We start from the raw sequence: 22077 nt of genomic DNA, 5'->3' as shown, positions 1-22077 counted from the left end.
GCACACGCGATGAGACCGAACATGCATCCCGAACGAAAGCAAAGCGATGCGGCCCCCGTGCGGGGCCGCATTGCTTTGGTGTATGCGCTGCTCGTGCTCTTCAATGGCGCGGCATGGCTATGGGCGGTGGCGGCGTTTCATCGCTATCCGCTGCTGCTGGGCACCGCGTTTCTGGCTTACAGCTTTGGCCTGCGGCATGCCGTGGATGCGGACCACATTGCGGCCATCGACAACGTAACCCGCAAGCTGATGCAGGAGGGCCAGCGCCCGGTGGGCGTGGGGCTGCTCTTTTCACTGGGGCATTCAACGGTCGTGGTGACCGGCTCGCTCGCGATGGCGGCGGTGACGCTTGGCGTGCAGAGCCATGTGGCCGCGCACATGCGCTGGATCGAGAGTGTGGGCAGCGTGGTGGGCACGCTGGTCTCGTCGCTTTTTCTGCTGGGCATTGCCGCCGCCAACTGGATGGTGCTGCGGGGGGTCTACGCGAGCTTCCAGAAGGTGCGGCGCGGCGAGCCGTATGTGGAGGAAGACCTGAGCCTGCTGCTGGCCGGGCGCGGCTTTCTGGCGCGCATCTTCCGGCCCATTTTTGGCAGGATTCGCGCGAGCTGGCACATGTATCCGCTGGGCGTGCTGTTTGGGCTGGGCTTTGACACGGCGACGGAGATTGGCCTGCTGGGCATCTCCGCAGCCGAGGCTTCACACGGGCTGCCGCTGCGCTCGATTCTCGTCTTCCCTGCCCTTTTTGCCGCCGGCATGTCGCTGGTGGACACGACGGACAACGTGCTGATGCTGGGCGCGTATGGCTGGGCGTATGTGAAGCCGATCAGGAAGCTCTACTACAACCTGACGATCACGGCGGTTTCAGTCGCGGTGGCCGTGGGTGTGGGCGGCATTGAGGCGCTGGGGCTGCTGGGCGGGCAGTTGCATCTGCGGGGATGGTTCTGGCGCGGCATCGATGGGCTGAACAACCACTTTGGCCTGCTCGGCTACGGCATCATTGCGCTGTTTGCGCTGAGCTGGATGGTGTCGATTGCGGTGTACAAGGTGGGGCGGTTTGAGGAGCTGGAGTGGAAGGCGGAGGGGTGAGCGGCGGCAGATACTGACAGGCATCCCGGCGTGTGCGGAGATACAAGCCGCCGCTACCGGTCCTCAGGCATCGCGCAAGTAGACTTCGATGGTCCTCGTGGTCCAGATGGAGACGCCGCTGCCGAAGAAATCCTGATCCTCTGTCCAAATGGGGCATTGCAGCAGTAGAGAAGCCGCCACGATGGGCCAATCTTCCATGTCCCGGGATTGCATCCGTTCGCGGGCCTGCGTCTCATAGCTCTCATAGAGGCTACTGTTCACGATTTCAATGAGACCCGCCAACTTGTCCAGCACAGCGAGTCCCGGCGCGGCGTCAATGCCCCGCTTTGAGGCCAGAGCAGGGATATATTGGCGCGCATCGGAGATGCATACATCAGGAGTGAAGAAGAGGACCGCATCTTCATAGGCTTCGAGCAGGCTGCGCACCCTGACACCAAACGCCGCACGAAGAAGAATATTCGCGTCCAGCACGAGACGCTTGCGTTCCGTCACTGCTTCTGCTTCGCGCGCCAGGTCTTGAAGTCTGCCAGCACCTCGTCCTCTGAAATGCCTTCCGCCTTGAGGATTTGCTGCCAGTGTCCGAAAGCTTCCTTGAGAGCTTCCCGTTCCGCCTCGCTGCGCCGGCGGCGAGCCGGAATGTAGTAGCCCACGGTATCGCCATGGCGAGTGATCGCCACCGGCGTCTCGGATTCAAGAAGGTACGTGGCCAGTTTGTCGCGAAACTCCCTTATGCCTACCTTCTGAGTGTCCATGCCCGCTCCTGCGTACCGATGTGTACACAAGTGTACCACTGCCGATCCGCTCCCGATTTTCCCGGTTCTGCGGCGCGGCTTTTTCTCCGCGGTAAGGGCAAAGCTTGCGCCGAAGGCGCGCCTGCCTGGACGGGCGTGTCCCTACCAGCCCATGCGCTCGCGCAGCGAGGTGATGTGCGCGAGGTGGTGGCGGGAGTGCCAGTCATAGAGCGCGACCACCTGCGTGAGCGTGTGGCGGCCGCTTTCGGGGTGGTCATAGCCGCGCTCCCACTGTTCGGGCGTGAGGCTTTGGAGCAGCAGTACCCAGCGGGCATGCAGCGAGGCGAGCAGTTCGAGCGACAGCTCGACCGGTGCGGTGCGGGCGTCGCTTAGCTCGGCCCACAGTGCCTCGTGGTAGGGCTTGATGACGGGCCAGTCCTCGGTGAGGGCCATGCGGGTGCGGGCATAAGCCTGGCCGTGGCTGTCGGCGACGTGATGCACGACCTGGCGCAGCGTCCAGCCGCCCTCGCGGTAAGGCGTGTCGAGCTGGGCGTCGCTCAGTCCGGAGACGGCGGAGCGCATGTTCTCAGGCAGAGCGGCCAGAATAGCGATGGCGGCCTTGTGGTCAAGGCTGGCGGCGGCACGGTCAAACAGGCCGATCGGGAAACGGGCGGAATCCACTGTGGGAGTAGCCATGGGCAGCAAGGTACCCAAAGTGGGGCAGAGTGCGCAAGATGGGCCGTCACAGGCGGGGATGGAGGGCGGGATTTTACCGGAATGTGCGAAGCTGGAAGCTCGCATGCGGAATGACCGGCGCGCGCACCGCGGGGCAGGCTTCGGACATCCAAAAGGTGAGCCAGGAGTGAACAGACGATGGATCACAAGCAGTATTTCTTTGAGAAATTTGGCATCACCGAGCGGCTGCTGGAGCGCTGTCTGGGCGAGGCGCTGTCAGCGGGCGGCGATTATGCGGACCTGTATTTTGAGTCGGTGACGGCCTCGTCGATTGGGCTGGACGAGTCGATTGTGAAGACGGCGAGCCATGGGGTGAGTGCAGGATGCGGCATTCGCGTGCTGAGCGGCGAGCGCACCGGCTATGCGTATACCGATGATCTTTCGGCTGACCGGCTGCTGCGCGCGGCGCGCACGGCGGCGCTGATTGCCAGCGGCCCGGCGAAGCAGCCGGTGCAGGGCTTCACAGAAACGCGGACCCCGAGCCTGTATCCCGTGCCGGGGGCGGAAGCCGACATCGACATTACGGCGAAGCTCAACCTGCTGCACCGCGCCGACAAGGTGGCGCGGGGTTATGACTCGCGCATCACGCAGGTGCGGGCCAGCTATGCCGATGAGCTACGGCGGATTCTGATTGCGGCCTCGGACGGCACCTTTGCCAGCGACACGCAGCCGCTGGCGCGCATGAACGTCTTTGTGCTGGCGAAGAATGACGAGCGCACGGCGCAGGGCACCTCGGGCGGCGGCGGGCGCGTGGAGATCGACTACTTCGAGACGGAAAAGACGCCCGAGCACTTTGCGCGCGAGGCCGCGCGGACGGCGCTGCTGCAACTGGGCGCGGTAGCGGCTCCGGCGGGCGAGATGGAAGTAGTGCTGGGCCCGGGATGGCCGGGCGTGCTGCTGCATGAGGCGGTGGGGCATGGCCTGGAGGCGGACTTTAACCGCAAGAAGACCTCGGCGTTTGCGGGGCTGATCGGGCGTCCTGTAGCGAGCGAAAAGGTCACCGTGGTGGACAACGGCACCCTCAAGAACCGGCGCGGATCATTGAATGTGGACGATGAAGGCTCGGCCACGCAGGAAACGGTGCTGATTGAGAACGGCATTCTGAAGGGCTACATGAGCGACAAGCTCTCGGCCCGGCTCATGAAGATGCCGCACACGGGCAACGGACGGCGTGAGAGCTACCAGCAGATTCCCATGCCGCGCATGACGAACACCTATATGCTGGCGGGCGAGGACGCTCCGGAAGACATTTTGCGCAGTGTGAAGCGCGGGCTGTATGCGGTGAACTTTGGCGGCGGGTCAGTGGACATTACGACGGGCAAGTTTGTCTTCTCGGCGAGCGAGGCGTACCTGATTGAGGATGGCAAGGTGACGGCTCCGGTGCGCGATGCGACGCTGATCGGCAACGGGCCGGAGGCGCTGAAGTATGTCTCGATGGTGGGGCACGATCTGGCGCTCGATGAGGGCGTGGGCACCTGCGGCAAGGACGGGCAGAGCGTTCCGGTAGGCGTGGGCATGCCGACCGTGAAGCTGGACCGGATGACGGTGGGCGGGACGGGACGATGAGCAACGCGGCGATTTCGAGTACGTTGCAGGAACTCGCCACCGAGATGGTGGCGCGCGCGTTGCGTGCCGGGGCGAGCGATGCCGAGGTGAGCGTGCGCGAGGGCGATGAGTTTTCGACCACGGTGCGCATGGGCGAGGTGGAGACGCTGAAGGAGTCCGGGTCGCGGGGCATCGGGCTGCGCGTGCTGGTGGCGGGCGAGAACGGTTATCGCGTGGCCAGCAGTTCGTCGAGCGACCTTACCCCGGATGGCCTTGAACACCTGGTGCGCGGCGCGATGGCGCTGGCGCAGGTGACCTCGGAAGATCCGTTTGCGGGGCTTCCGGAGCCGGGCAGCTTTGGGCAACTGGACGGCGATCTGGAGCTGTACTTTGACGATGTGTATTCGCTGCCAACCGAGGAGCGCATTGCCTATGCCAAGCGCGCCGAGGCCGCTTCGCTGGCGGGCGATGCGCGGCTGGTGAACAGCGATGGCGCGAGCTTTGACGCGGCCACCGGGCGCATGGCGTTTGCCAATTCGCGGGGATTTGCCGGGGAGTACCGGTCTTCGTATTGCTCGGTGGTGGCGAGCCCCATCGCGCAGGGCAAGGACGGCGAGATGCAGCGCGACTACTGGTACTCGAATGCGCGCTCGCTCGCGAAGCTCGACTCTCCTGAAGAGGTGGGCCGCATTGCGGCCGAGCGTACGCTGCGCATGCTGGACGCGCGGCGCGTGAAGACGCAGCAGGCTCCGGTAGTGTTTGCGCCGGAACTGGCAGGCGGGCTGGTGGGCGCGATTTTTGACGCGGTGAGCGGCGATGCGGTGTGGCGCGGAGCGTCCTTTCTAGCCGGCAAGCTGGGCGAGACGATTGCCGTGCCGGGGCTGACGGTGGTGGATGACGGGACGATTCCCGGAGGGTTTGGCACCCGCCCCTTTGACGGCGAGGGACTGCCGACGCGGCGCAATGTGCTGGTGGAGAACGGAGTGCTGAAGAGCTATGTGCTGCACAGCTACACGGCGCGCAAGCTGAAGATGCAGAGCACGGGCAACGCGGGGCGCGGGCTGGCGGGCAACCCCTACACGGCCTCACACAACCTTTTCATGGAAGCCGGAACGACGACGCCGGAAGAGATTCTGCGGCAGGTGGGCACGGGCTTTTATGTGACGCGGCTGATGGGGCGCGGCGTGAACATGGTCACCGGCGACTACTCCCGTGGCGCGGCCGGGCTGTGGATTGAGAATGGCGAGCTGGCCTTCCCGGTGCAGGAGGTTACGGTGGCGGGGAACTTGAAAGACATGCTGCAGAACATCTCCGCGATGGGCAATGACCTGGTGTTTCGCAGCTCAACCTCGGCGCCGACGCTGCGCGTGGACGGCATGACCATCTCCGGGAGGGACTGACCATCCAGGTGTACGCGCCTTCGGCGCCTTCTGGTGCCGGTTCTCTCTGCGCTCGCGTTGCTTGCGGGTAGGCACTGCCGGAGTTGGCGGGGGAGAGGTCATGCAGGTCGCTCCACTCGCTTTGCTCGGTCGGGATGAGAATTTAAGTGGAACTATCCCACTCAAGCCAACGGCAGGCTTGAACGGGGCACCGGAACCTTCCTGCGAACGAGCCGCCGTCTTCGCTTCCCTCACGGATTCGGTAAGCTGGAGGGCGGGAGCCCTGGATGTTGACGCACTCGCTGGCCTTTGATGTGAAGAATCCGCCGTGGAGCGAGATTCCTGCCGAAGCGGGCGTGTTTGCGCTGTTTGGCGCGGATGAGCGGGCGGAGCCCTATCTGAATCGCACGCCCGATCTGCGGCGGCGGCTGAAGCGGCTGCTGGACCCCAAGCCGGAGCAGTCGAAGCGGCTGCAACTGGCGGCGCAGATTCGCCGCATTGAGTACACGCGCACCGGATCAGAGTTTGAGGCGCTGCTGTGCCTGTACCAGGCGTCGGTGGAGGCGATGGGCGAGCGGGCGCGGGAGCGCATGCATCTGCGCGCGCCGGTCTTCTTGCGGATGTCGATGCAGAATGAGTTTCCGCGCGTGTATCCGGCAACGCGGCTGACGCTGAAGGCGGCCGAGGACCTGTTTGGGCCCTTCCCTTCGCGATGGATGGCGGAAAGGTGGCTGGAGCAGATGCTGAACCTGTTTCTGCTGCGGCGCTGCCAGGAGGATTTAGAGCCGGACCCGGCGTTTGCCGGGTGCATTTATTCGGAGATGAGAAAGTGCCTGGCGCCCTGCTTTGAAGGCTGCACGCGGGCCCGCTATGACGAGGAAGCCGCGGCGGTGCATGACTTTCTGGCGACGCGGGGCGAGAGCCTGCGGGCCCGGCTGGCGGCCGAGCGCGAAGCCGCCTCAGAGGCGCTGGACTTTGAGAAGGCCGCCGAGGTGCATGCCCGGGTGGAGCGCGTGGACGAGGTGATGGGCGCGCTGCCGGAGGCGGTGCGGCCGCTGACGCAGTTGCACGGCGTGATGGTGCAGCCGTCGGTAGAGCCGGAGACGGTGGCGCTGTTTCTGCTGGAGGGCGGCCAGATGGCGGGGCCGGCGCTCTTTTCGACGCTGGGGATGCGGCACCCGAATGAGCAGTCCGGCTCGTCGTCGCTGTTTGCGCACCCGACGATGGTGGAGCCGGTGCCGTTGCGGGCGGAGGGCGAGCCGGTGCCGGCGGCGAGCCGCGATGAGTTGGACCGGCGTCTGGAGGAGGCGCTCGCGGCGCTGCGTGAGCGGCTGAAGAAGCCGTCCTCAGCGATGCTGGCCGATCATCTGGCGTTGTTCAAGCGGTGGTTTTATAGGCCGCAGACCAAGCGGGTGGGCGAGATGGTCTTTGCCAGCCCGGCGGGGGAGATTGCGGGCAAGGCGGTGCTGCGGGCTGTCTCCCGGGTGGTGCGGGCCGGAATGTGAATGCAGAATCGCATTTGCGGCGTGGTTTTGCGTAAATTTTCTCCGTATGCGATTGAAAAACAGCGGGTTATGGGTATTTTGCAGGGAAAGTGAATGCGGAATCGCATTTTTTCTGCCGCTGGGCGAAATGCGCGGATAAGGCCTCGTGTAAAAGATTGACGGATTGAGGTTTATTCGGCATCGCCGGAAATGTGAATTGGGATTCTCTTTTTGAAGGGGTTTTGCGAGGGGCTTTTTTCGAGAAGCCGCAGTGAAGCCAATTTGTCGTTCAAGTAATTGATATAAATAGGCTTACATGATTAAGCGCGGCGCCCATAAAAGCGAATGCTCATTCACATTTGCATTCCCTGCTCGATTGATGTCACATAAACGATTGATTATAAAACACTTATCAATCAAAGGGACGCAGAGAATGAGAAGTAAGGCAACTGGGGGTGAGGGCGGGAATTCCCTCAGGGGCTAAAGCCCGGTGTCTTTTGCGGGGCTATGTACGGGCTGAAGCCCGTACCCGTCAGGGGCTGAAGCCCCTTCTTTTACAAGCATTTTGCGGCATGGCTGAAGCCATGCCCTGATACAGGGATGCGACGGGAATGGTGGGAGAAACTTCGGGCGGTGTTTGAATCCGAGGAATCGCCGGGATTCTTCGCTTCGCTCAGAATGACGCATCCGTGGGTGAGGGCATTCCCTCAGGGCTGAAGCCCCGTCTTTTTTCGGTGGGGATGTACGGGCTGAAGCCCGTACCCTTCAACAGGGGTTAAGGCCATGCCCTGATACAGAGGGTTCGATTGATTGGGCTTTTCACCCACATCTCTTTGAGATGTGGGGCACCCGGTTCACTTCGTTTGGCCGGGATGACAAGGGGACGGGTGTTGCTCCAGCCAGGGTAACAGGGGGCGGGAGGGATGCGGTTCCGGTACCGGCGGGCGAGAAAAGTGAATGCGGATTCGCTTTTTGGATGAATTCGTGGCTAGACTGGTGGGCATGACGCCCAAACCCTCCTCAAAGTCGTCGCGCAAGCCGGTGAAAGCCGGAGCCCGCGCTGCCAAATCCGCTCAAAAGAAAGCTGCGCGCCCAGCCGCGAAAAAGACTGCTTCGGCAGCCGGAAAGACTACGGCGAAGACTGCGACGAAGGCTGCTACAAAGGCTACGACGAAAACCGAGGCGAAGGCGGCGGCGAAAAAGACGGCGAAGCCTCGTGCGGCGGCCGCGAAGCCCAAGGTGAAAGCGGGCGGCAAGGCAAGCCAGAAGAAGGCGGCGGCGAGCGCCGGATTTGCGCCGCAGCAGGAGCGCAGCCAGGAGACGCACCGGAAGTTGATGCATGCGGCCATCAAGGTGGTGAGCAAGCAGGGGCTGCAGAGCGCGACCATCCCGAAGATTGCCGAGGCCGCGGGGGTTTCGGCAGCGAATGTGTACCGGCGCTTTGAAGACAAGGACGCGCTGCTGCAGGCGGCTTTTCTGGACATGCTGGAGCACGCGGCGCGGACCAATCGCGAGGAGTTGACGGCGGAGAAGCTGGAGGGGATTCCCTTTGCGCAGGCGCTGCCCGCGATGATGGCGGCGATGTATTCGCAGAACCGGCAGACACAGGCGGCGCGGAGGGCTCTGCGGCAGTTTCTGGAGCAGTCCGAGGACAAGGCTTTTCAGAAGCAGGCGGCGAACCTGATTGCCGACAGCTACATGCTGCTGGTGGATCTTCTGATGGTTTACCGGAACGAGATTCGGCATCCAGAGCCGGAGAAAGCACTGCGCTTTGCGATGATGCAGGCAGGAACGGCGTTTGAGACGATTACGCTGGCGGGTGAGTCGGTGTGGGAGCGGGTGCTGGAGATGGACGACGACGCGGTGTTTCAGGAGATGCTGCGGAGCCTGGCCGCGTATCTGATGGTTCGTTGATCGAGCGCAGTGAGACGGAGAAACCCACATCTCAAAGGCGAGATGTGGGGCACCTGTGATGTTTCAAGAGGTTGTCCATTCGAAATTTCGCGGAGAAGCTGTTTGTGGCGAACAAGCAGAGTCTTCGGAGAGATCGAATGGACATTCACCAGAATGCTCGTCTAACGCCTTACAGTCGAGAGCAGTTGGCGAGAAAAGTTATTTGTACCGGGTGCACGTTGAAGCTGGCCGCGGCCAGCTTCAACGTGAGCGCAAAGACGGCCGGCAAATGGGTGCGCCGGTATCGCGCCGAGGGTTCGGATGGCTTGCGGGACCGCAGCTCGCGTCCGCATCGCAGCCCGCGGCGCTTGCCGGAGGCGTTGCGGCTGAGTGTGATTGAGCTACGGCGGGGTTACATGCCGGGGTATCAGATCGCCCGGCGCAGCGCTGTGAGCGTGTCTTCGGTGAGCCGTATTTTGCGGCGCGCGCGGCTGAGCCGATGGCGCGATCTGAACCCGCCTCCGCCGGTGGTTCGCTATGAGCATGCCGCTCCAGGCGACTTGCTGCATCTGGACATCAAAGGCATGACGCGCTTCGGCGAGGTCTCGCTGCGCGGCGACGGCAGGCTGCGGGGCAAGAAGGAACACCCGGGCTTTTTGGCTCTGCATGTGGCCGTCGACGATCACTCGCGCATGGTCTTCGCCCAGATGCTGGCCGATCAGAAGGCGGAAACCACGATCGGTTTTCTGCACGCGGCGGTTGAGTTTTTCGCCAGCCATGGTATCGGCATCCGCGCGCTGCTGACCGACAACGGCAGCAGCTACCGCTCTCGCCAGTTCCGTCAGGCTTGCCAGCAGATGGCCATCAAACACAGCCGCACTCGGCCCTATACCCCCAGAACCAACGGCAAGGCCGAGCGCTTCATCCAGACAGCCATGCGCGAATGGGCTTACGCCAAACACTGGACCGACTCCAGCCAGAGAGATCAACACTTGCAGTCCTGGATCCACTACTACAACCACGAAAGACCTCATGGTAGCCTCAACTACAAACCGCCAAGCAGCCGATCCCAAGAAGGAACAACCTCTTGACCTTCTACAGGCACCCGGCCTTCACTGACTTCGTTTGGCCGGGATGACAAAGGTGGGTGGGATGCAGGGGCTGAAGCCCGTCCCTATTGGCTGCTTACCGGCACGGCTGAAGCCGTGCCCTGATACAGGTGTTCTGCGAGGCAAAAGAAGCAACCCCACTCAAGCCAAAACCAGGCTTGAATGGGGCACCCGGCGCACTCGGAACTTTGAATCCCACGTCTCAGAAGCGAGACGTGGGGCACCCGTTGCCGCTTAGGTGCGGACGCCGGGGGTGAGGTATTCGGGGCCGACGGGATCGGTAACGCAGGCGGCGACGATGCGATCGATCTCGGCCATGGCGGAGGCATCGAGATGCCAGCCCATGACTTCGGGGATGGGCGCGAGTTGCTCGGGGCGCTTGGCTCCCCAGAGGGCGGCGGAGATGCCGGGACGGTCGAGAACCCAGCGCACGGCCAGATGAAGCACGCGCTTGCCGTAGTGCTGCTGGGCAAAGGCGTCGAGCTGCTGGACAGCCTGCAGGTACTGGGCGAAGCGGGGCAGCTGGAATTTGGGGTCTTCGCGGCGAATGTCGCCCTCGGGGATGGGCGTATCGGCTTTGAGGCGGCCGGCGAGCAGGCTGCGGCAGAGCGAACTGTAGGTGAGCACGGCGATGTTGTGGCTGTGGCAATAAGGCAGAGTGCTCGCGTCGATTTCGCGCTCGAAGAGGTTGTAGGGCGGCTGGTTGGAGTGCAGGGGGACGATCTTTGAGAAGGCGTCCATTTGCGCGGCGGAAAAGTTGCTGACGCCGACGGCGCGGATGCGGCCCGCGTCGAAGAGCTGGCGGAGCACCTCGGCGGCGCGCTCGACGGGCAGAGTGGTGTCGGGCCAGTGGATCTGGTAGAGATCCACGTAGTCAGTGCCGAGGCGGCGGAGCGAGTCCTCAAACTCCTGCCGGAGGCGGGCGGGATCAGAGTTGGAGAAGACGCCGCGATCGTTCCATTCGAGGCCGGCCTTGGTGGCGATGTAGAAGTCCTGACGGCGGCCGTGCTGGCGGATGGCTTTGCCGATGAGCTGTTCAGAGCGGCCAAAGCCGTAGATGGGCGCGGTGTCAATGAGGTTGATGCCGTGATCGAAGATGGCGAGGCAGGTGGCGATGGCGTCGGCCTCGGGGACCGCGCCCCACTCACTGCCGCCGATGGCCCAGGTGCCGAGACCGATGCGCGAAACCTGCGCGCCGTTGAGGGTAAAGAATTCCATGCACACCAGCATACTTGGGGACGGGCGGGACTGGCCGTCCGGGCGCACGCGCCTTCGGCGCCCTGGGCAGAGATTCTGATGACAACTGGCAGTGACACAAAGCAGGATGGGAGAAACTTTCGAGAGCAGCCGTGATCCGGGTCCGGACGGACGGGCCCGGGGCACGTGGACCCGGGGCGCCGGGCTGGAAACTAGGAGGCGACGGGGGCGTATTGGCGGGTGATGACCTCGGCGTAGATGGCGTCCCAGAGGGCGAGGCGGGCCTTGAGCGCGGCCTCTGCCGCGTGGGTGGCCTCTTGCCAGCGGGTGGCGTCGTCGGCGCAAAGGGACTGGATGAGGCGCAGGGCCAGCGGGCCGTGATCGTCTCCGTCAAGCTCGATGTGGCGCTCAAGGTAGAAGAGGAAGGTTTCGACCTGGCCGGGCTTTGTGGCGTTCAGCTCGCGCACGAAGCCGCGGAACATGTCGGGGATGAGGTCTTCGCGCCCGAAGGTGAAGGCGGCGGCGATGGCGGGCAAGGAGCCGGCCTCGATCACCGCGAAGGTGCTGCGCACAAAGTTCGCGGCCGCGGCGGGAACGGGCGTGAAGGAAAGGGCCTGTTCGACGCTTTGCCCGGCGCGCAGGGCTGAGATGAAGCTCTGCACGGGACGCGTGCCGGCTCCGCTTTGCTGCATGGCCTCAAGGTAAAGCTCAAAGTGGCTGAAGGTGCGGCCGTTGTGGTGGTCGCTCTCTTCGCCGAGGACGATCTCATTGACAAAGCGGCGGGCGGCGGCATCGGCGGTGGGCTGCCAGGGCACGTCGACCGAGGTGAGAGTGCGCTGCAGAGACTTGAGGAGGGACATGAAGTCCCAGACCGCGAAGACGTGCGACTGCATGAGCAGGCGGAGGTCTTCGAGTGTCTCGAGCGAGGCGTAAAGCGGGTGCTCGGCCAGTTGCGCGCGGTAGGGTTGAATGCGGTTTTGCAGAGTCGAGAGATGGTCAGTCATGGCACCTGTTGGATGTGAGCCGGCAAGTCGCGTTGCGCGAGAGTGCGGGCGCGTGTGACGGCACAAACAGAACGGGCGCTACGTTTTCGCAGCGCCCGAAGCTGTGCCCGCGCAAGGCGGACGAGGATGGGAGGCTAGACCAGTTCGCAGCCGGCGAAGAAGTAGCCGATTTCAAAGGCGGCGGTCTCTTCGGCGTCGGAGCCGTGGATGGCGTTCTCTTCGATGGAGCCAGCGAACTTCTTGCGGATGGTGCCTTCCTCGGCGTTGGCCGGGTTGGTGGCGCCCATGAGCTTGCGGAGGTCGGCGATGGCGTTGTCCTTCTCAAGCACCATGGGGAAGATGGGGCCGGAGGACATGAAGTCAGTCAGCGAGCCGAAGAAGGGACGCTCTTTGTGCACGTAATAGAAGCCCTCGGCCTGCGCCTTGGAGATGGAGACTTTCTTGATGGCGACGATCTTGAAACCGGCCTTCTCGATCTCGGCGAGGATGGCTCCGGTGTGGCCCTTGCGGACCGCGTCTGGCTTGATGATGCTGAAGGTGCGTTGGGACACCTGGGGTTCTCCTTGAAAAAAATGCGTTAGTACCAGTGTATGCGAGAGAAGGCCGCGATTGGTTACCAGACGGCTTTGGGATAGTGCTTTCTGATCTCTTCGTCGGCTGTGACGAGAGATGCCAGGCCGTTGGCTTTGGCGTGGGCCACGATGGTGCGATCAAAGGGGTCGCGGGTCCACTTTTCGTCGAGAACGACCTGAGCGACGCGCGGGAAGGAGAGATTGCAGACCTCGACGCCCAGCTCGTGCTCGATTTTCAGCAGAATTTCACGGGAGGAGAGGAGTATCCGGCGCACTTCGTGGAGGTATTCAAGCTCAATGAGCACCATGGGAGAGATGCGCAGGTCCGCTTCCTCAAGAACGGCCAGAGCGGGGGCGGAGATGCGGCTGAGGTCGCCCTGTGCCAGCCAGACCACGACATTCGTGTCGAGGTAGGCAATCACAGAGCGGACCAGTCCTTCTCCCAGGCGCGGGTCATCTCTTCGAGCAGGGCCGGCTCCTCGGGCGAGGCTTCGGGATTGAGCACCTGCAGAGGAGTGACGCGCGAGATGCGGCTGCCCACGCTACCCTCTGGCGCGATGCGGAAGCGGCGGCCCTTGTAGCGGACCCAGACTTCGTTGCCTTCCATCGCCTGCTGGACGAGGTCAAAGAGGTCATGGCGGAATTTAGTGATGGGGACTTCCATGTACTTTAATGTACACCTATAATGTTAATCATGTACATCGGCTTCGAGTGCAATAAAAAGGCACTTTGACATGAGAGCCAAAGTGCCTTTGAGGGGCTTCTTGAACGGAATTATGCTTTGCCGATGACGCGGGCGACGGTTTCGCCGATTTCGGCCGGCGACTGGACAACGTGGATGCCGGCGGCGGTGAGCGCCTTCATCTTTTCGGCGGCAGTGCCCTGTCCGCCGGAGATGATGGCTCCGGCGTGGCCCATGCGGCGGCCCGGAGGCGCGGTTTGACCGGCGATGAAGCCGACGACCGGCTTCTTGACGTGGTTCCTGACGTACTCCGCAGCGGTTTCTTCGGCGGTGCCGCCGATTTCACCGATGAGGATGATGGCCTCGGTTTCGGAGTCTTCGTTGAGCAGCTTGAGAGCGTCTACGTGGGTGGTGCCGATGATGGGGTCGCCGCCGATGCCGATGGCGGTGGACTGGCCGATGCCGCGCTGCGTGAGCTGGTAAACGGCCTCGTAGGTCAGCGTGCCCGAGCGGGAGACGATGCCGACGTTGCCTTCCTTATGAATGCGGCCGGGCATGATGCCGATTTTGGCCTTACCGGGCGAGATGACGCCGGGGCAGTTGGGGCCGACGAGGGTGGATTTGGAGTGCTTGAGCACGCTCCAGACCTTGACCATGTCATTGACGGGGATGCCCTCGGTGATGCAGATGATGAGGGGCAGGCCAGCCTCATTGGCTTCGAGAATGGCGTCAGCCGCGAACGGCGGCGGCACGAAGATGACGGTGGCGTTGGCGCCGGTTTCTTCGACGGCCTTCTGCACGGTGTCAAACACCGGCCAGCCCTCATGCGTGGTGCCGCCCTTGCCGGGCGTGACACCGCCGACGACCTTGGTTCCGTACTCGGCGCAACCCTTCGCGTGGAAGGTGCCTTCCTTGCCGGTAATTCCTTGGACGATGAGTCGGGTTTCTTTATTTACCAGTACAGCCATAAGCTTTTAGCTCCTAGCTTCTAGCTCTTAGCACCGAGCGAAGCGATCAATCCGCTGAGCATCTTCCCTGTCTCCAGACTTAGAGACTCAGCTTTGCGTAATTGTTCCGGCTCCCCCATCTTCAACCGCTTTGCGACAAGAAGCTGGGTTTGAACCTCATAATTTGATCCTTGTGCGAGGCCGAGAAACTGCCGGAACTCGCCGTCTGACAGCCGTCCTCTTCCCTCGGCGATGTTACTTGCGACCGAAACCGCGGCCCTTCGCAGTTGGGAAGTCAATCCGTAGAGTTCGTCGCGAGGAAATGACCGGCTGAACTCATAAACAGCGACCGTCATTTCCATCGCGCGTTACCATACCAAAAGCTCTTGAAAATTCTGCGCCATTGTATTTTGGCTAACAGCTAAAGGCCAAGGGCTAGAAGCTAATAGCTACTGTCCCTTGGCTGCTGCGACTACTTTTTGCGCGGCGTCTTGCATGGTGTCACCAACAATGAAATTGAGTCCGCTGTCCTTGAGGATCTTGCGGCCTTCTTCGACATTGGTGCCTTCGAGGCGCAGCACGATCGGCACCTTGACGTTGAGCTTCTGTGCCGCGCCGACGACGCCGTGCGCGAGGGTGTCCACACGCAGGATGCCGCCGAAGATGTTGATGAAGACGGCCTGCACGTTTTTGTCAGAGAGCAGAATCTCGAAGGCGTGCTCGATCTGCTGCTGGTTGGCGCCGCCGCCCACGTCGAGGAAGTTGGCGGGCATGCCGCCGGCGTACTGGATGATGTCCATGGTGGCCATGGCCAGACCGGCGCCGTTGACCATGCAGGCGATGTTGCCGTCGAGCTTGATGTAGTTGAGGGCGTACTTGGAGGCTTCGACTTCGAGGGGGTCTTCTTCGGCGATGTCGCGGAGTTCCTTGAGGTCCTTGTGACGGAACATGGCGTTGTCGTCGAAGTTGATCTTGCAGTCGAGGGCGAAGAGCTTGTCGTCCTTAGTGGTGATGAAGGGATTGATTTCAAGCAGCGAGGCGTCGGTATCCATATAGGCCTTGTAGAGGCCCATCATGAATTTGACGGCGTCGTTGATCTGGGTGGGCTTGAGGCCGAGGGCGAAGGCCAACTGGCGCGCCTGGTAGGCCTGGAAGCCGACGGCCGGATCAATATAGGCCTTAAAGATGGCCGAGGGATCTTTGGCGGCGACTTCTTCAATTTCCATGCCGCCGGCCTGCGAGGCCATGAAGACCAGTTTGGCGGCTGCGCGGTCGAGCACGATGCCGAGGTAGAGTTCGCGATCAATGGCCGCGGTCTCTTCGATGAGCAGGCGCTGCACCTTTTGGCCCTGGGGGCCGGTCTGGTGGGTGACGAGCTGCATGCCGAGAATCTGCTTGGCGTACTGCTCAGCCTCTTCGAGGGTTTTGGCAACCTTGACGCCGCCGCCCTTGCCGCGGCCTCCGGCGTGAATCTGCGCCTTGACGACGACGCCCTTCGCGCCCTCGGCAAAGAGCCGCTTGGCCACATCCATCGCTTCTTCGAGCGTGTTGGCCACCTCACCCCGGGGTACGGCAACGCCGTACTTCGCCAGGATGTCCTTCGCCTGATACTCATGAATTTTCATAGGGAATTTCCGGCAGAACGCTTCCTGTTCAGTGGATTAAAAAGTGCTGTAAGTAGAGACCGCAGACCAAAATGCACGCGGAAAGACCGCGCAGAACAAGCAAAAACAGGTGACATGCCAGTGTAGCGGACGCTCAGAGGAGCGGGCAAACGGGTGGTCTGTTGTCAGTTGTCAGTTGCCAGTTGCCAGTTGCCAGTTGTCAGTTGTCAGTTGTCAGTCCCCAGTGGTCAGTTGTGGGGCGTGCTCGCTGCGGACGCCGGGAGGGGCGTGGCGGGGGATGCTGGGAGAAACTTGCGACAGCATCCGGGATGGAGGCATCGCCGGGATTCTTCGCCGCTTCGCAGCTCAGAATGACGCATCGCGAGTGGGGGTGGAGTTCGGGATGGGAATGCAGGTCCCTCCACTCGCCACCCCACGAACGAGGACCTGTTCGTGGGGACCCCGGTGCACTTGGTTTGGCCGGGATGACAATTACATCGTAAATAACTGGCAGTAATAGACATAGTATTTTGATAATTACTGCACGAGTCCTGCACAGAAACCTAAATTCAACGACTTGCGAAAAATTCCTACACGGAATCTGCACAGAACGCGTCCAAATGAGGGAGGCGAATATGGCATTCGTCACCGACAAAACGGAACTCAAGCCGGGGCTGATCCTCTTTCGGCGCGGCGATGTGGACCATCGCATGTGGTATTGCCGCATGAAGATGCCGAAGGCTGACCGCTACAAGACGGTTTCGCTCAAAACGACCGACATCGATGTGGCGCGGGAACGGGCCTTTGACCAGGATGCGGATATTCGCTTTCGGATCAAGCATGACGTTCCGGTGTTCAACCATCCGTTTCGCGAGGTGGGCAGAGAGTATCTGCTGACGCAGGAGGCGCGGGCGAAGCGTGGGGAGATCAGCGCTGCGCGTCCCAGGAAGCTGCGCGCGGTCGTTGAGGGCGCGCTGGACAAATATGTCGGTTCCACGCAGGTGTGAGCTGCACCCCTCCGATTAGTCCACAGGTTGTGAGAGTTCTCCGATAATGAAGGCCAGCAGTTGGAGGCCGACGAGGAGAACGGATGAAGAAGAGCCGGTACACAGAAGAGCAGATTGTAGGAGTTCTGAAGGAGTCCGAAGCAGGGCTCGATACAGCGGAGCTATGCCGCAAGCATGGGATCAGCCAGCAGACGTTCTATCGCTGGAAGGCGAAGTACGGCGGCCTGGAGGTCAGCGATGCGCAGCGGCTGCGGCATCTGGAAGAGGAGAACCGCAAGCTGAAGCAGTTGGTGGCCGAGCAGGCGCTGGATATTGTGGGCTTCAAGGCGGTGCTGTCAAAAAAGTGGTAGGCCCACAGGCGGAGCGAGAAGCCGTTCGGGTCTTTCGTGAGGCAACGAAGTCTTCGGAGCGGCGGGCCTGTGGGCAATTGGAAGTCGTGCGCGCGATGGTGCGGTATCGGCCGCGGGCCAGTCGATACGAGGCTGCCAACGAGAAGCTGCGCAAGCGGTTGCGGGAGTTGGCCGACGAGCGGCGGCGCTGGGGCTACCGGCGGCTGCACATTTTGTTGAAGCGGGAGGGCTGGAAGGTGAACAGCAAGCGGGTGTACCGGATCTACGTGGAGGAGAAGCTGGTGGTGCGACGGAGGCGACGCCGACGGAGGGTCTGCGCCCAGGCGCGGGTGCCGCTGTTGCCGCCCACTCGGCTGAACGAGACCTGGACGATGGATTTCCTGCACGATGCTCTGGCCAACGGCCGCAAGCTGCGCACTCTGTCGATCGAGGATGCATACACGCGGGAGATGCTGGCCATCGAGGTCGATACATCCCTGCCGGCGCTGCGCGTGGTCCGCGTTTTGGAGAGACTCCGCCTGGAACGCGGACTGCCCGAGCGGATCGTCATCGATCATGGGACGGAGTTCACTTCGAAGCTGCTGGACCAGTGGGCTTACAAGAACCAGGTTACGCTGCACTTCATCACGCCCGGTCTCCCGATGGAGAACGGCTACATCGAATCGTTCCACGGCAAGTTCCGCGAGGAGTGCCTGAACGAACACTGGTTCCTGATGCTGGACGATGCTCGGCAAACCATCGAAAGCTGGCGGATTGATTACAATTGGGTACGCCCTCACAGCTCGCTCGGATATCTGACCCCGGAGGAATTTCGCAGGGGCTGTGCGGATGTGGAAACCGCTACGCGCTTCCCACATCCGCACAGCCCCGACTGCGGCGATAATCCATCGCTGCTAAACTCAACCGCGAGTGCTCTCACTTAACCGGACTAAACCAAGGGGCCAGCTCAGCCCGCTGACTCTCCTCTTCAACAGTCCACCTGTGAGATATGCGGGCTAGGCCCTCACCGTACGACTCTTGCATTCGCTACACCTTGCCGGTTCCGTGCTTGCGCACGGGATTGACGCAACGTCGCGGTAGGGATACGGCTTTCGCCGTACCCCCCGCACAGATCCGGACGGGCGGATTTCCCGCATCCGGCTCTTGCCTCAGGTGATGACGCGCAGACGGCGCGAGGGATAGGGATGATAGATATGGGCCGGAGGAAGCCAGCGGCGGATGAGCCGTTGCATCCGCTCCCACGGCACACGTCCTTTCTGACTTCGCCGCGTGAGAGCGCGCTGCCAGAGACGACTGACCGTGAGGCGGAAGTGGGCCAGAGCATACCGGTTGCCCGGCACTCCGAAGTATCGAATATGCCCGCCCACGACGGATTTCAACCACTCGCCAACTTCAGGAACAGGGTCATGCATGCGTTGTCGCAACTCGGTCTTGATCCGCTGCAACGTCGCCTGCATGCGCTTGCGAACTGTCTGCCGAAGCACCATGAACCTTCCCCTCTTCGTCTTCCCGCAGATATGCGTGAAGCCGAGGAAGGAAAAGGTCTCCGGTTTACCCAGACCGGCACGCTTTCGATTGGCCGCCGCATGGCGTCCGAACTCGATCAGTCGCGTCTTCTCCGGGTGCAGCTCCAGTTGGAACTTTTCCATTCGCTCTTTCAGTTCTAACCAGAACCGTTCGGCCTCGTCTTTGAACTCGAACCCGACCACGATGTCATCGGCGTAACGCACCACGATCACCTCGCCGTGCGCACGCTTTTGACGCCATGTTTGAACCCAGAGATCGAAGACGTAATGGAGGTAGAGATTCGCCAGCAGTGGCGATGCACTTCCGCCCTGCGGAGAACCCATCTCCACCTGCGTTCGCTTACCCTCTTCCAGCACGCCCGCGTTCAGCCATTTCTGGATGAGACGCACGACGCGCCGGTCCGCTATCCGGTGCTGGAGGAATTGGACCAGCCATGCGTGCGACAGCGTATCAAAGAAGCTGCGCACGTCCAGGTCCAGCACCCAGTTCACACGTCTCCCGTCGAGCCCGCACCACAGAGCATCCAGCGCTTGATGCTGGCTGCGTCCGGGCCGGAACCCGTAGGAGAAGCCGAGGAAATTCGTCTGTTAGCGCCGTCTGAATAATCCTCAAAAGTGGCGTTTGAAAAATCCCCGGTGTAGGCCGAGCGGCGGCATTCTGATCCGGGAGGATGAAGGATGCTGCGACTGGAGGATTTCATGGAGATACAGAAGCTGCATCATGAGGGCTGGAGCGTGACGGAGATCGCCCGGCATCTGAGCATCGACCGCAAGACGGTGCGGAAGTACCTGCGGGAAGCGCCGCGGGCGTATGAACGCAAGCCGAAGAGCTGGAAGATCGATCCCTGGCGGCCCTGGCTGCGGGAGCGCTGGGAGCAGGGCGTGCATAACGCCAGCCGGTTATTTATGGAGATGCGCAAGTGAGGCTATGACGGCTGTTACACGCAAGTGAAAACGACGGTGCGGGAGTGGCGAAGCGAAGACCGGGAGCGGGCGTTTGTGCGTTTCGAGACGGAGCCGGGCGAACAGGCGCAGATGGACTGGGGTCATTTCGGCAACTGGGGCGGCAGGCGGCTGTACGGATTTGCGCTGACGCTGGGCTGGTCGCGGATGCAGTACGCGGAGTTCACACAGCGGCAGGATGTGGAGACACTTCTCAACTGCATGGTGCATGCCTTCCGGCATTTCGGTGGAGTCACAGCGACGGTGCTGACCGACAACATGAAGACGGTGGTGCTGGACCGCATCGATGGGCAGCCACGCTTTCATACGAAGATGCTGGATTTTGCCAGTTACTACGGCTTCGTGCCGCGGGTCTGTCATCTTTACCGGCCGGAGACGAAGGGCAAGATTGAGTCTACGATCCGGTACATCAAGTCGAGTTTCTGGCCGGGGACGAGCTTCGATTCCCTGCCGGAGTTGAACCATCAAGCGCTGGTGTGGTGCGAAGAAGCCAACCGGCGCGTGCATGGAACCACGCGCGAGGTTCCTCTGGAGCGGTTTGCGCGAGAAGGGTTGACGCCACTCGGCGGCCAGCCGGATTACGATACCAGTTACCTCAGCCATCGCCAGGTGGCGAAGGATTGCCTGCTGAGTTATCGCGGCAACCGCTATTCGGTGCCGCATGCGTATGCCGGCAAGAGCGTGGCGGTACGGGAACCTCTGGATGTGCGCGTCATCCGCATCTTTCATCAGCGGGACCTGATCGCCGAACACCGCATGGCCACAGGCAAGGGCCAGGCGGTCATCGACCCGGCGCACTATGCCGGCTTGCCGCGCAGGGTCCGTAGATCAACGGCTCCGATATCAGCGCCAACCACGGAGCTAACGCCCGGTCCCGGCGTCGGCTTGCATCATCCCGTGCCCGTGGTGGAGCTCCGCTCGCTGGATATCTACGAGGAGGTGGCCCATGTCGCTACAGTCTGAACGTCTGCTCAACCACATGCAGCGGCTGCGCTTGTCGCACCTGCCTAACTGCTATGAAGCCATCGCCGAAGAGGCTTCAGCCAAGGACCTGCCCTATCTGGATTTCCTGGAGCAGGCCCTGGAAGCCGAGAGCCAGGCCAAGCACACGCGCAACGTGCGCCTGAAGACCCAATGGGCGCATTTCCCCTACAACAAGGGCCTGGACCAGTTCGATTTCGACTTCCAGCCCTCGGTCGACGAGCGCAAACTGCGCGAGCTGGCCGGTCTGGCGTTTCTGGAACGTAAGGAGAACGTGCTGCTGCTCGGCCCGCCCGGAGTGGGTAAAACGCATCTGGCCATCGCGCTCGGCACCGAGGCCATCGTGGCCGGAAACACGGTCTACTTCGTCACCGTGCAGGACCTGGTGCAGCAGTTCCAGCGCGCCCGCGACGAGAACAAGCTCAAGGAGCGGATGACCCTGCTGGTCAAGCCCAAGCTGCTGATCCTGGATGAAATGGGCTATCTGGCGCTGGATCCCTTCGCCGCCACCTGCCTGTTCCGGCTGGTCAGCGAGCGCTATGAAAAGGGATCGATCATCGTTACCTCAAACAAGAGCTATGGCGACTGGGGCACGATCTTCGCTGACAACGTGATTGCGTCGGCGATTCTGGATCGTCTGCTGCACCACTCCACCACCATCAACATCAAGGGCGAGAGCTACCGGCTCAAGGACAAGAAGAAGGCCGGGGTGATCGCCGCCAAAACCCCCAACAGGGAAGGAGCCTGACCCCAACCTGGACCGGCTTCCGGGAGTATGCGGCTCCGGGCTACGCCCTCCGCCGCACACTCCCGGCCTGATCCAAAATCTCAACCTGCCAAAAGTGGGGAATTTTCAAACGCCCAAATACGAGGAATTTTCAAACGGCGTTGACAGAGGACTTCCATGTCGGCGGAGGAGTAGCCGAAGGCACGTCATTCGGTCATACGCTTCCGCCCCATAAGGGCAAGCGCAGCAATTCCGAGAAGGACTGGGCCTGGGTCACGGCGCAACTCGCCCATGGAGCCGATGCCATGAAGTTGACGCGGGAACTGGCTTCCCGGCGCTCCGACAAGCCCAACCCCGTCTACTACGCCCAGCGCACCATCGATGTCGCTTCCGCTCATCTCTGGCTGCTCGAAGGCATCCGCATCGACGGCGTTATCACCATGCTTGAAGTGCGTCGCCGCTTCGAGTTTCCCCGCGCCCTCTGTGCAGTCCGAGCGAGAGAGATAGCCTCGACAGCGGAGCGTATGGTCGCACGCAAGAGAACAGCCTGAACAC

The 22077-nt window shown here is 62.0% G+C and carries 23 protein-coding genes and 2 pseudogenes; 13 read left to right on the top strand and 12 right to left on the bottom strand.

The features are described from left to right. The first annotated feature begins 21 nt into the window (after positions 1-21). Positions 22-1086 carry a HoxN/HupN/NixA family nickel/cobalt transporter gene (locus ACP_RS12515; protein WP_041839555.1) on the top strand — a complete coding sequence of 355 codons (1065 nt, stop codon included), beginning with the start codon at positions 22-24 and terminating at the stop codon, positions 1084-1086. A gap of 63 nt (positions 1087-1149) precedes the next feature. Here ACP_RS12515 and ACP_RS12510 read toward each other — a convergent pair whose 3' ends face one another. From ACP_RS12510 to ACP_RS12500, 3 genes are all read right to left on the bottom strand, one after another. Beyond that, positions 1150-1578, bottom strand: coding sequence for a PIN domain-containing protein (locus ACP_RS12510; RefSeq protein WP_015897694.1), 429 nt, complete (start codon positions 1576-1578; stop codon positions 1150-1152). Next, positions 1575-1838, bottom strand: coding sequence for a prevent-host-death protein (locus ACP_RS12505; protein WP_015897693.1), 264 nt, complete (start codon positions 1836-1838; stop codon positions 1575-1577). The genes ACP_RS12510 and ACP_RS12505 overlap by 4 nt, the downstream gene beginning before the upstream one ends. A gap of 141 nt (positions 1839-1979) precedes the next feature. Next, entirely contained in the window at positions 1980-2513 is a 534-nt protein-coding gene (locus ACP_RS12500) for a YfiT family bacillithiol transferase (RefSeq protein ID WP_041839554.1), read from the bottom strand. 177 nt (positions 2514-2690) lie between these two features. Between ACP_RS12500 and tldD the strand changes: the two genes are divergently transcribed. From tldD to ACP_RS12470, 5 genes are all read left to right on the top strand, one after another. Further along, complete coding sequence (tldD, locus tag ACP_RS12495; protein WP_015897691.1) at positions 2691-4118, top strand: metalloprotease TldD; 1428 nt, start codon at positions 2691-2693, stop codon at positions 4116-4118. Next, complete coding sequence (locus tag ACP_RS12490) at positions 4115-5497, top strand: TldD/PmbA family protein (RefSeq protein ID WP_015897690.1); 1383 nt, start codon at positions 4115-4117, stop codon at positions 5495-5497. Before tldD ends, ACP_RS12490 begins: the two co-directional genes overlap by 4 nt. A 266-nt stretch (positions 5498-5763) precedes the next feature. Continuing rightward, on the top strand, positions 5764-6981 hold the full coding sequence (locus tag ACP_RS18350) for an excinuclease ABC subunit UvrC (protein ID WP_015897689.1): 1218 nt from the start codon (positions 5764-5766) through the stop codon (positions 6979-6981). 963 nt (positions 6982-7944) lie between these two features. Beyond that, the gene (locus tag ACP_RS17435) at positions 7945-8874 is read left to right on the top strand and encodes a TetR/AcrR family transcriptional regulator (protein ID WP_148215146.1); all 930 of its coding nucleotides are present in this window, start codon (positions 7945-7947) and stop codon (positions 8872-8874) included. A gap of 137 nt (positions 8875-9011) precedes the next feature. Continuing rightward, positions 9012-9944 carry an IS481-like element ISAcp2 family transposase gene (locus ACP_RS12470; protein ID WP_012680514.1) on the top strand — a complete coding sequence of 311 codons (933 nt, stop codon included), beginning with the start codon at positions 9012-9014 and terminating at the stop codon, positions 9942-9944. A 252-nt stretch (positions 9945-10196) separates the two neighbouring features. Here the strand turns inward: ACP_RS12470 and ACP_RS12465 are convergent, their stop codons facing one another. The 8 genes from ACP_RS12465 to sucC all read right to left on the bottom strand — a co-directional run bounded on the left by ACP_RS12465 (position 10197) and on the right by sucC (position 15989). Then, positions 10197-11180, bottom strand: a complete 984-nt coding sequence (locus ACP_RS12465; protein WP_041840273.1) for an aldo/keto reductase — start codon at positions 11178-11180, stop codon at positions 10197-10199. Between the two features lie 191 nt (positions 11181-11371). After that, positions 11372-12163 carry a DUF3050 domain-containing protein gene (locus tag ACP_RS12460; RefSeq protein WP_015897684.1) on the bottom strand — a complete coding sequence of 264 codons (792 nt, stop codon included), beginning with the start codon at positions 12161-12163 and terminating at the stop codon, positions 11372-11374. A gap of 134 nt (positions 12164-12297) precedes the next feature. Then, on the bottom strand, positions 12298-12714 hold the full coding sequence (gene ndk / locus ACP_RS12455; RefSeq protein ID WP_015897683.1) for a nucleoside-diphosphate kinase: 417 nt from the start codon (positions 12712-12714) through the stop codon (positions 12298-12300). 62 nt (positions 12715-12776) lie between these two features. Then, a complete protein-coding gene (locus ACP_RS12450) occupies positions 12777-13157 on the bottom strand; it encodes a type II toxin-antitoxin system VapC family toxin (RefSeq protein WP_015897682.1) in 381 nt (126 codons plus the stop codon). Next, positions 13154-13399, bottom strand: a complete 246-nt coding sequence (locus ACP_RS12445) for a hypothetical protein (RefSeq protein WP_015897681.1) — start codon at positions 13397-13399, stop codon at positions 13154-13156. The genes ACP_RS12450 and ACP_RS12445 overlap by 4 nt, the downstream gene beginning before the upstream one ends. 110 nt (positions 13400-13509) lie before the next feature. Beyond that, on the bottom strand, positions 13510-14385 hold the full coding sequence (gene sucD / locus ACP_RS12440) for a succinate--CoA ligase subunit alpha (protein WP_015897680.1): 876 nt from the start codon (positions 14383-14385) through the stop codon (positions 13510-13512). A gap of 20 nt (positions 14386-14405) precedes the next feature. Next, on the bottom strand, positions 14406-14726 hold the full coding sequence (locus ACP_RS12435) for a four helix bundle protein (RefSeq protein WP_015897679.1): 321 nt from the start codon (positions 14724-14726) through the stop codon (positions 14406-14408). An 87-nt stretch (positions 14727-14813) separates the two neighbouring features. Continuing rightward, on the bottom strand, positions 14814-15989 hold the full coding sequence (gene sucC / locus ACP_RS12430) for an ADP-forming succinate--CoA ligase subunit beta (protein ID WP_015897678.1): 1176 nt from the start codon (positions 15987-15989) through the stop codon (positions 14814-14816). A gap of 614 nt (positions 15990-16603) precedes the next feature. Here sucC and ACP_RS12425 point away from each other — a divergent pair. Both ACP_RS12425 and ACP_RS12415 read left to right on the top strand, forming a co-directional pair. Then, positions 16604-16975: a hypothetical protein gene (locus ACP_RS12425; protein WP_015897677.1), complete on the top strand. Its 372-nt coding sequence runs from the start codon at positions 16604-16606 to the stop codon at positions 16973-16975. Positions 16976-17058: 83 nt separating this feature from the next. Next, positions 17059-18248 (top strand): IS3 family transposase gene (locus tag ACP_RS12415; RefSeq protein WP_420794747.1). Its coding sequence is split into 2 segments (ribosomal slippage): positions 17059-17314 and positions 17314-18248, totalling 1191 coding nucleotides; the frame shifts between segments, so codons are not numbered across the junction. Positions 18249-18473: 225 nt separating this feature from the next. Here the strand turns inward: ACP_RS12415 and ACP_RS12410 are convergent. Continuing rightward, a pseudogene (locus ACP_RS12410) lies at positions 18474-19409 on the bottom strand (reverse transcriptase domain-containing protein); the annotation flags it as partial. Positions 19410-19529: 120 nt separating this feature from the next. Here ACP_RS12410 and ACP_RS17430 point away from each other — a divergent pair. The 5 genes and pseudogenes from ACP_RS17430 to ACP_RS12395 all read left to right on the top strand — a co-directional run bounded on the left by ACP_RS17430 (position 19530) and on the right by ACP_RS12395 (position 22073). Beyond that, positions 19530-19775 carry a helix-turn-helix domain-containing protein gene (locus ACP_RS17430; RefSeq protein WP_052294804.1) on the top strand — a complete coding sequence of 82 codons (246 nt, stop codon included), beginning with the start codon at positions 19530-19532 and terminating at the stop codon, positions 19773-19775. 12 nt (positions 19776-19787) lie between these two features. Continuing rightward, positions 19788-20351, top strand: a pseudogene (gene istA, locus ACP_RS18835) (IS21 family transposase); the annotation flags it as partial. A 15-nt stretch (positions 20352-20366) separates the two neighbouring features. Next, the gene (locus ACP_RS18830; RefSeq protein WP_420794754.1) at positions 20367-20777 is read left to right on the top strand and encodes a Mu transposase domain-containing protein; all 411 of its coding nucleotides are present in this window, start codon (positions 20367-20369) and stop codon (positions 20775-20777) included. Then, a complete protein-coding gene (gene istB / locus ACP_RS12400; RefSeq protein ID WP_015897673.1) occupies positions 20761-21543 on the top strand; it encodes an IS21-like element helper ATPase IstB in 783 nt (260 codons plus the stop codon). The genes ACP_RS18830 and istB overlap by 17 nt, the downstream gene beginning before the upstream one ends. A gap of 140 nt (positions 21544-21683) precedes the next feature. After that, on the top strand, positions 21684-22073 hold the full coding sequence (locus ACP_RS12395) for a hypothetical protein (RefSeq protein WP_052294802.1): 390 nt from the start codon (positions 21684-21686) through the stop codon (positions 22071-22073). Positions 22074-22077 lie beyond the last annotated feature (4 nt).

Source organism: Acidobacterium capsulatum ATCC 51196, from assembly GCF_000022565.1.
GTDB lineage: Bacteria > Acidobacteriota > Terriglobia > Terriglobales > Acidobacteriaceae > Acidobacterium > Acidobacterium capsulatum.
Note: the sequence above shows the minus strand (reverse complement) of the source record. Positions and strands in the feature narration are given on the sequence as shown.

Bases quoted from the DNA above. Each gene is read 5' to 3' on its own strand.
- ACP_RS12515 (WP_041839555.1), top strand. From the start codon at position 22: ATGCATCCCGAACGAAAGCAAAGCGATGCGGCCCCCGTGCGGGGCCGC.
- ACP_RS12490 (WP_015897690.1), top strand. From the start codon at position 4,115: ATGAGCAACGCGGCGATTTCGAGTACGTTGCAGGAACTCGCCACCGAG.
- ACP_RS12505 (WP_015897693.1), bottom strand. From the start codon at position 1,838: ATGGACACTCAGAAGGTAGGCATAAGGGAGTTTCGCGACAAACTGGCC.
- ACP_RS12460 (WP_015897684.1), bottom strand. From the start codon at position 12,163: ATGACTGACCATCTCTCGACTCTGCAAAACCGCATTCAACCCTACCGC.
- ACP_RS17430 (WP_052294804.1), top strand. From the start codon at position 19,530: ATGCTGCGACTGGAGGATTTCATGGAGATACAGAAGCTGCATCATGAG.
- ACP_RS12425 (WP_015897677.1), top strand. From the start codon at position 16,604: ATGGCATTCGTCACCGACAAAACGGAACTCAAGCCGGGGCTGATCCTC.
- tldD (WP_015897691.1), top strand. From the start codon at position 2,691: ATGGATCACAAGCAGTATTTCTTTGAGAAATTTGGCATCACCGAGCGG.
- ACP_RS18350 (WP_015897689.1), top strand. From the start codon at position 5,764: ATGTTGACGCACTCGCTGGCCTTTGATGTGAAGAATCCGCCGTGGAGC.
- ACP_RS12465 (WP_041840273.1), bottom strand. From the start codon at position 11,180: ATGGAATTCTTTACCCTCAACGGCGCGCAGGTTTCGCGCATCGGTCTC.
- ACP_RS12435 (WP_015897679.1), bottom strand. From the start codon at position 14,726: ATGGAAATGACGGTCGCTGTTTATGAGTTCAGCCGGTCATTTCCTCGC.
- ACP_RS12500 (WP_041839554.1), bottom strand. From the start codon at position 2,513: ATGGCTACTCCCACAGTGGATTCCGCCCGTTTCCCGATCGGCCTGTTT.
- ACP_RS12445 (WP_015897681.1), bottom strand. From the start codon at position 13,399: ATGGAAGTCCCCATCACTAAATTCCGCCATGACCTCTTTGACCTCGTC.
- sucD (WP_015897680.1), bottom strand. From the start codon at position 14,385: ATGGCTGTACTGGTAAATAAAGAAACCCGACTCATCGTCCAAGGAATT.
- istB (WP_015897673.1), top strand. From the start codon at position 20,761: ATGTCGCTACAGTCTGAACGTCTGCTCAACCACATGCAGCGGCTGCGC.
- sucC (WP_015897678.1), bottom strand. From the start codon at position 15,989: ATGAAAATTCATGAGTATCAGGCGAAGGACATCCTGGCGAAGTACGGC.
- ACP_RS12470 (WP_012680514.1), top strand. From the start codon at position 9,012: ATGGACATTCACCAGAATGCTCGTCTAACGCCTTACAGTCGAGAGCAG.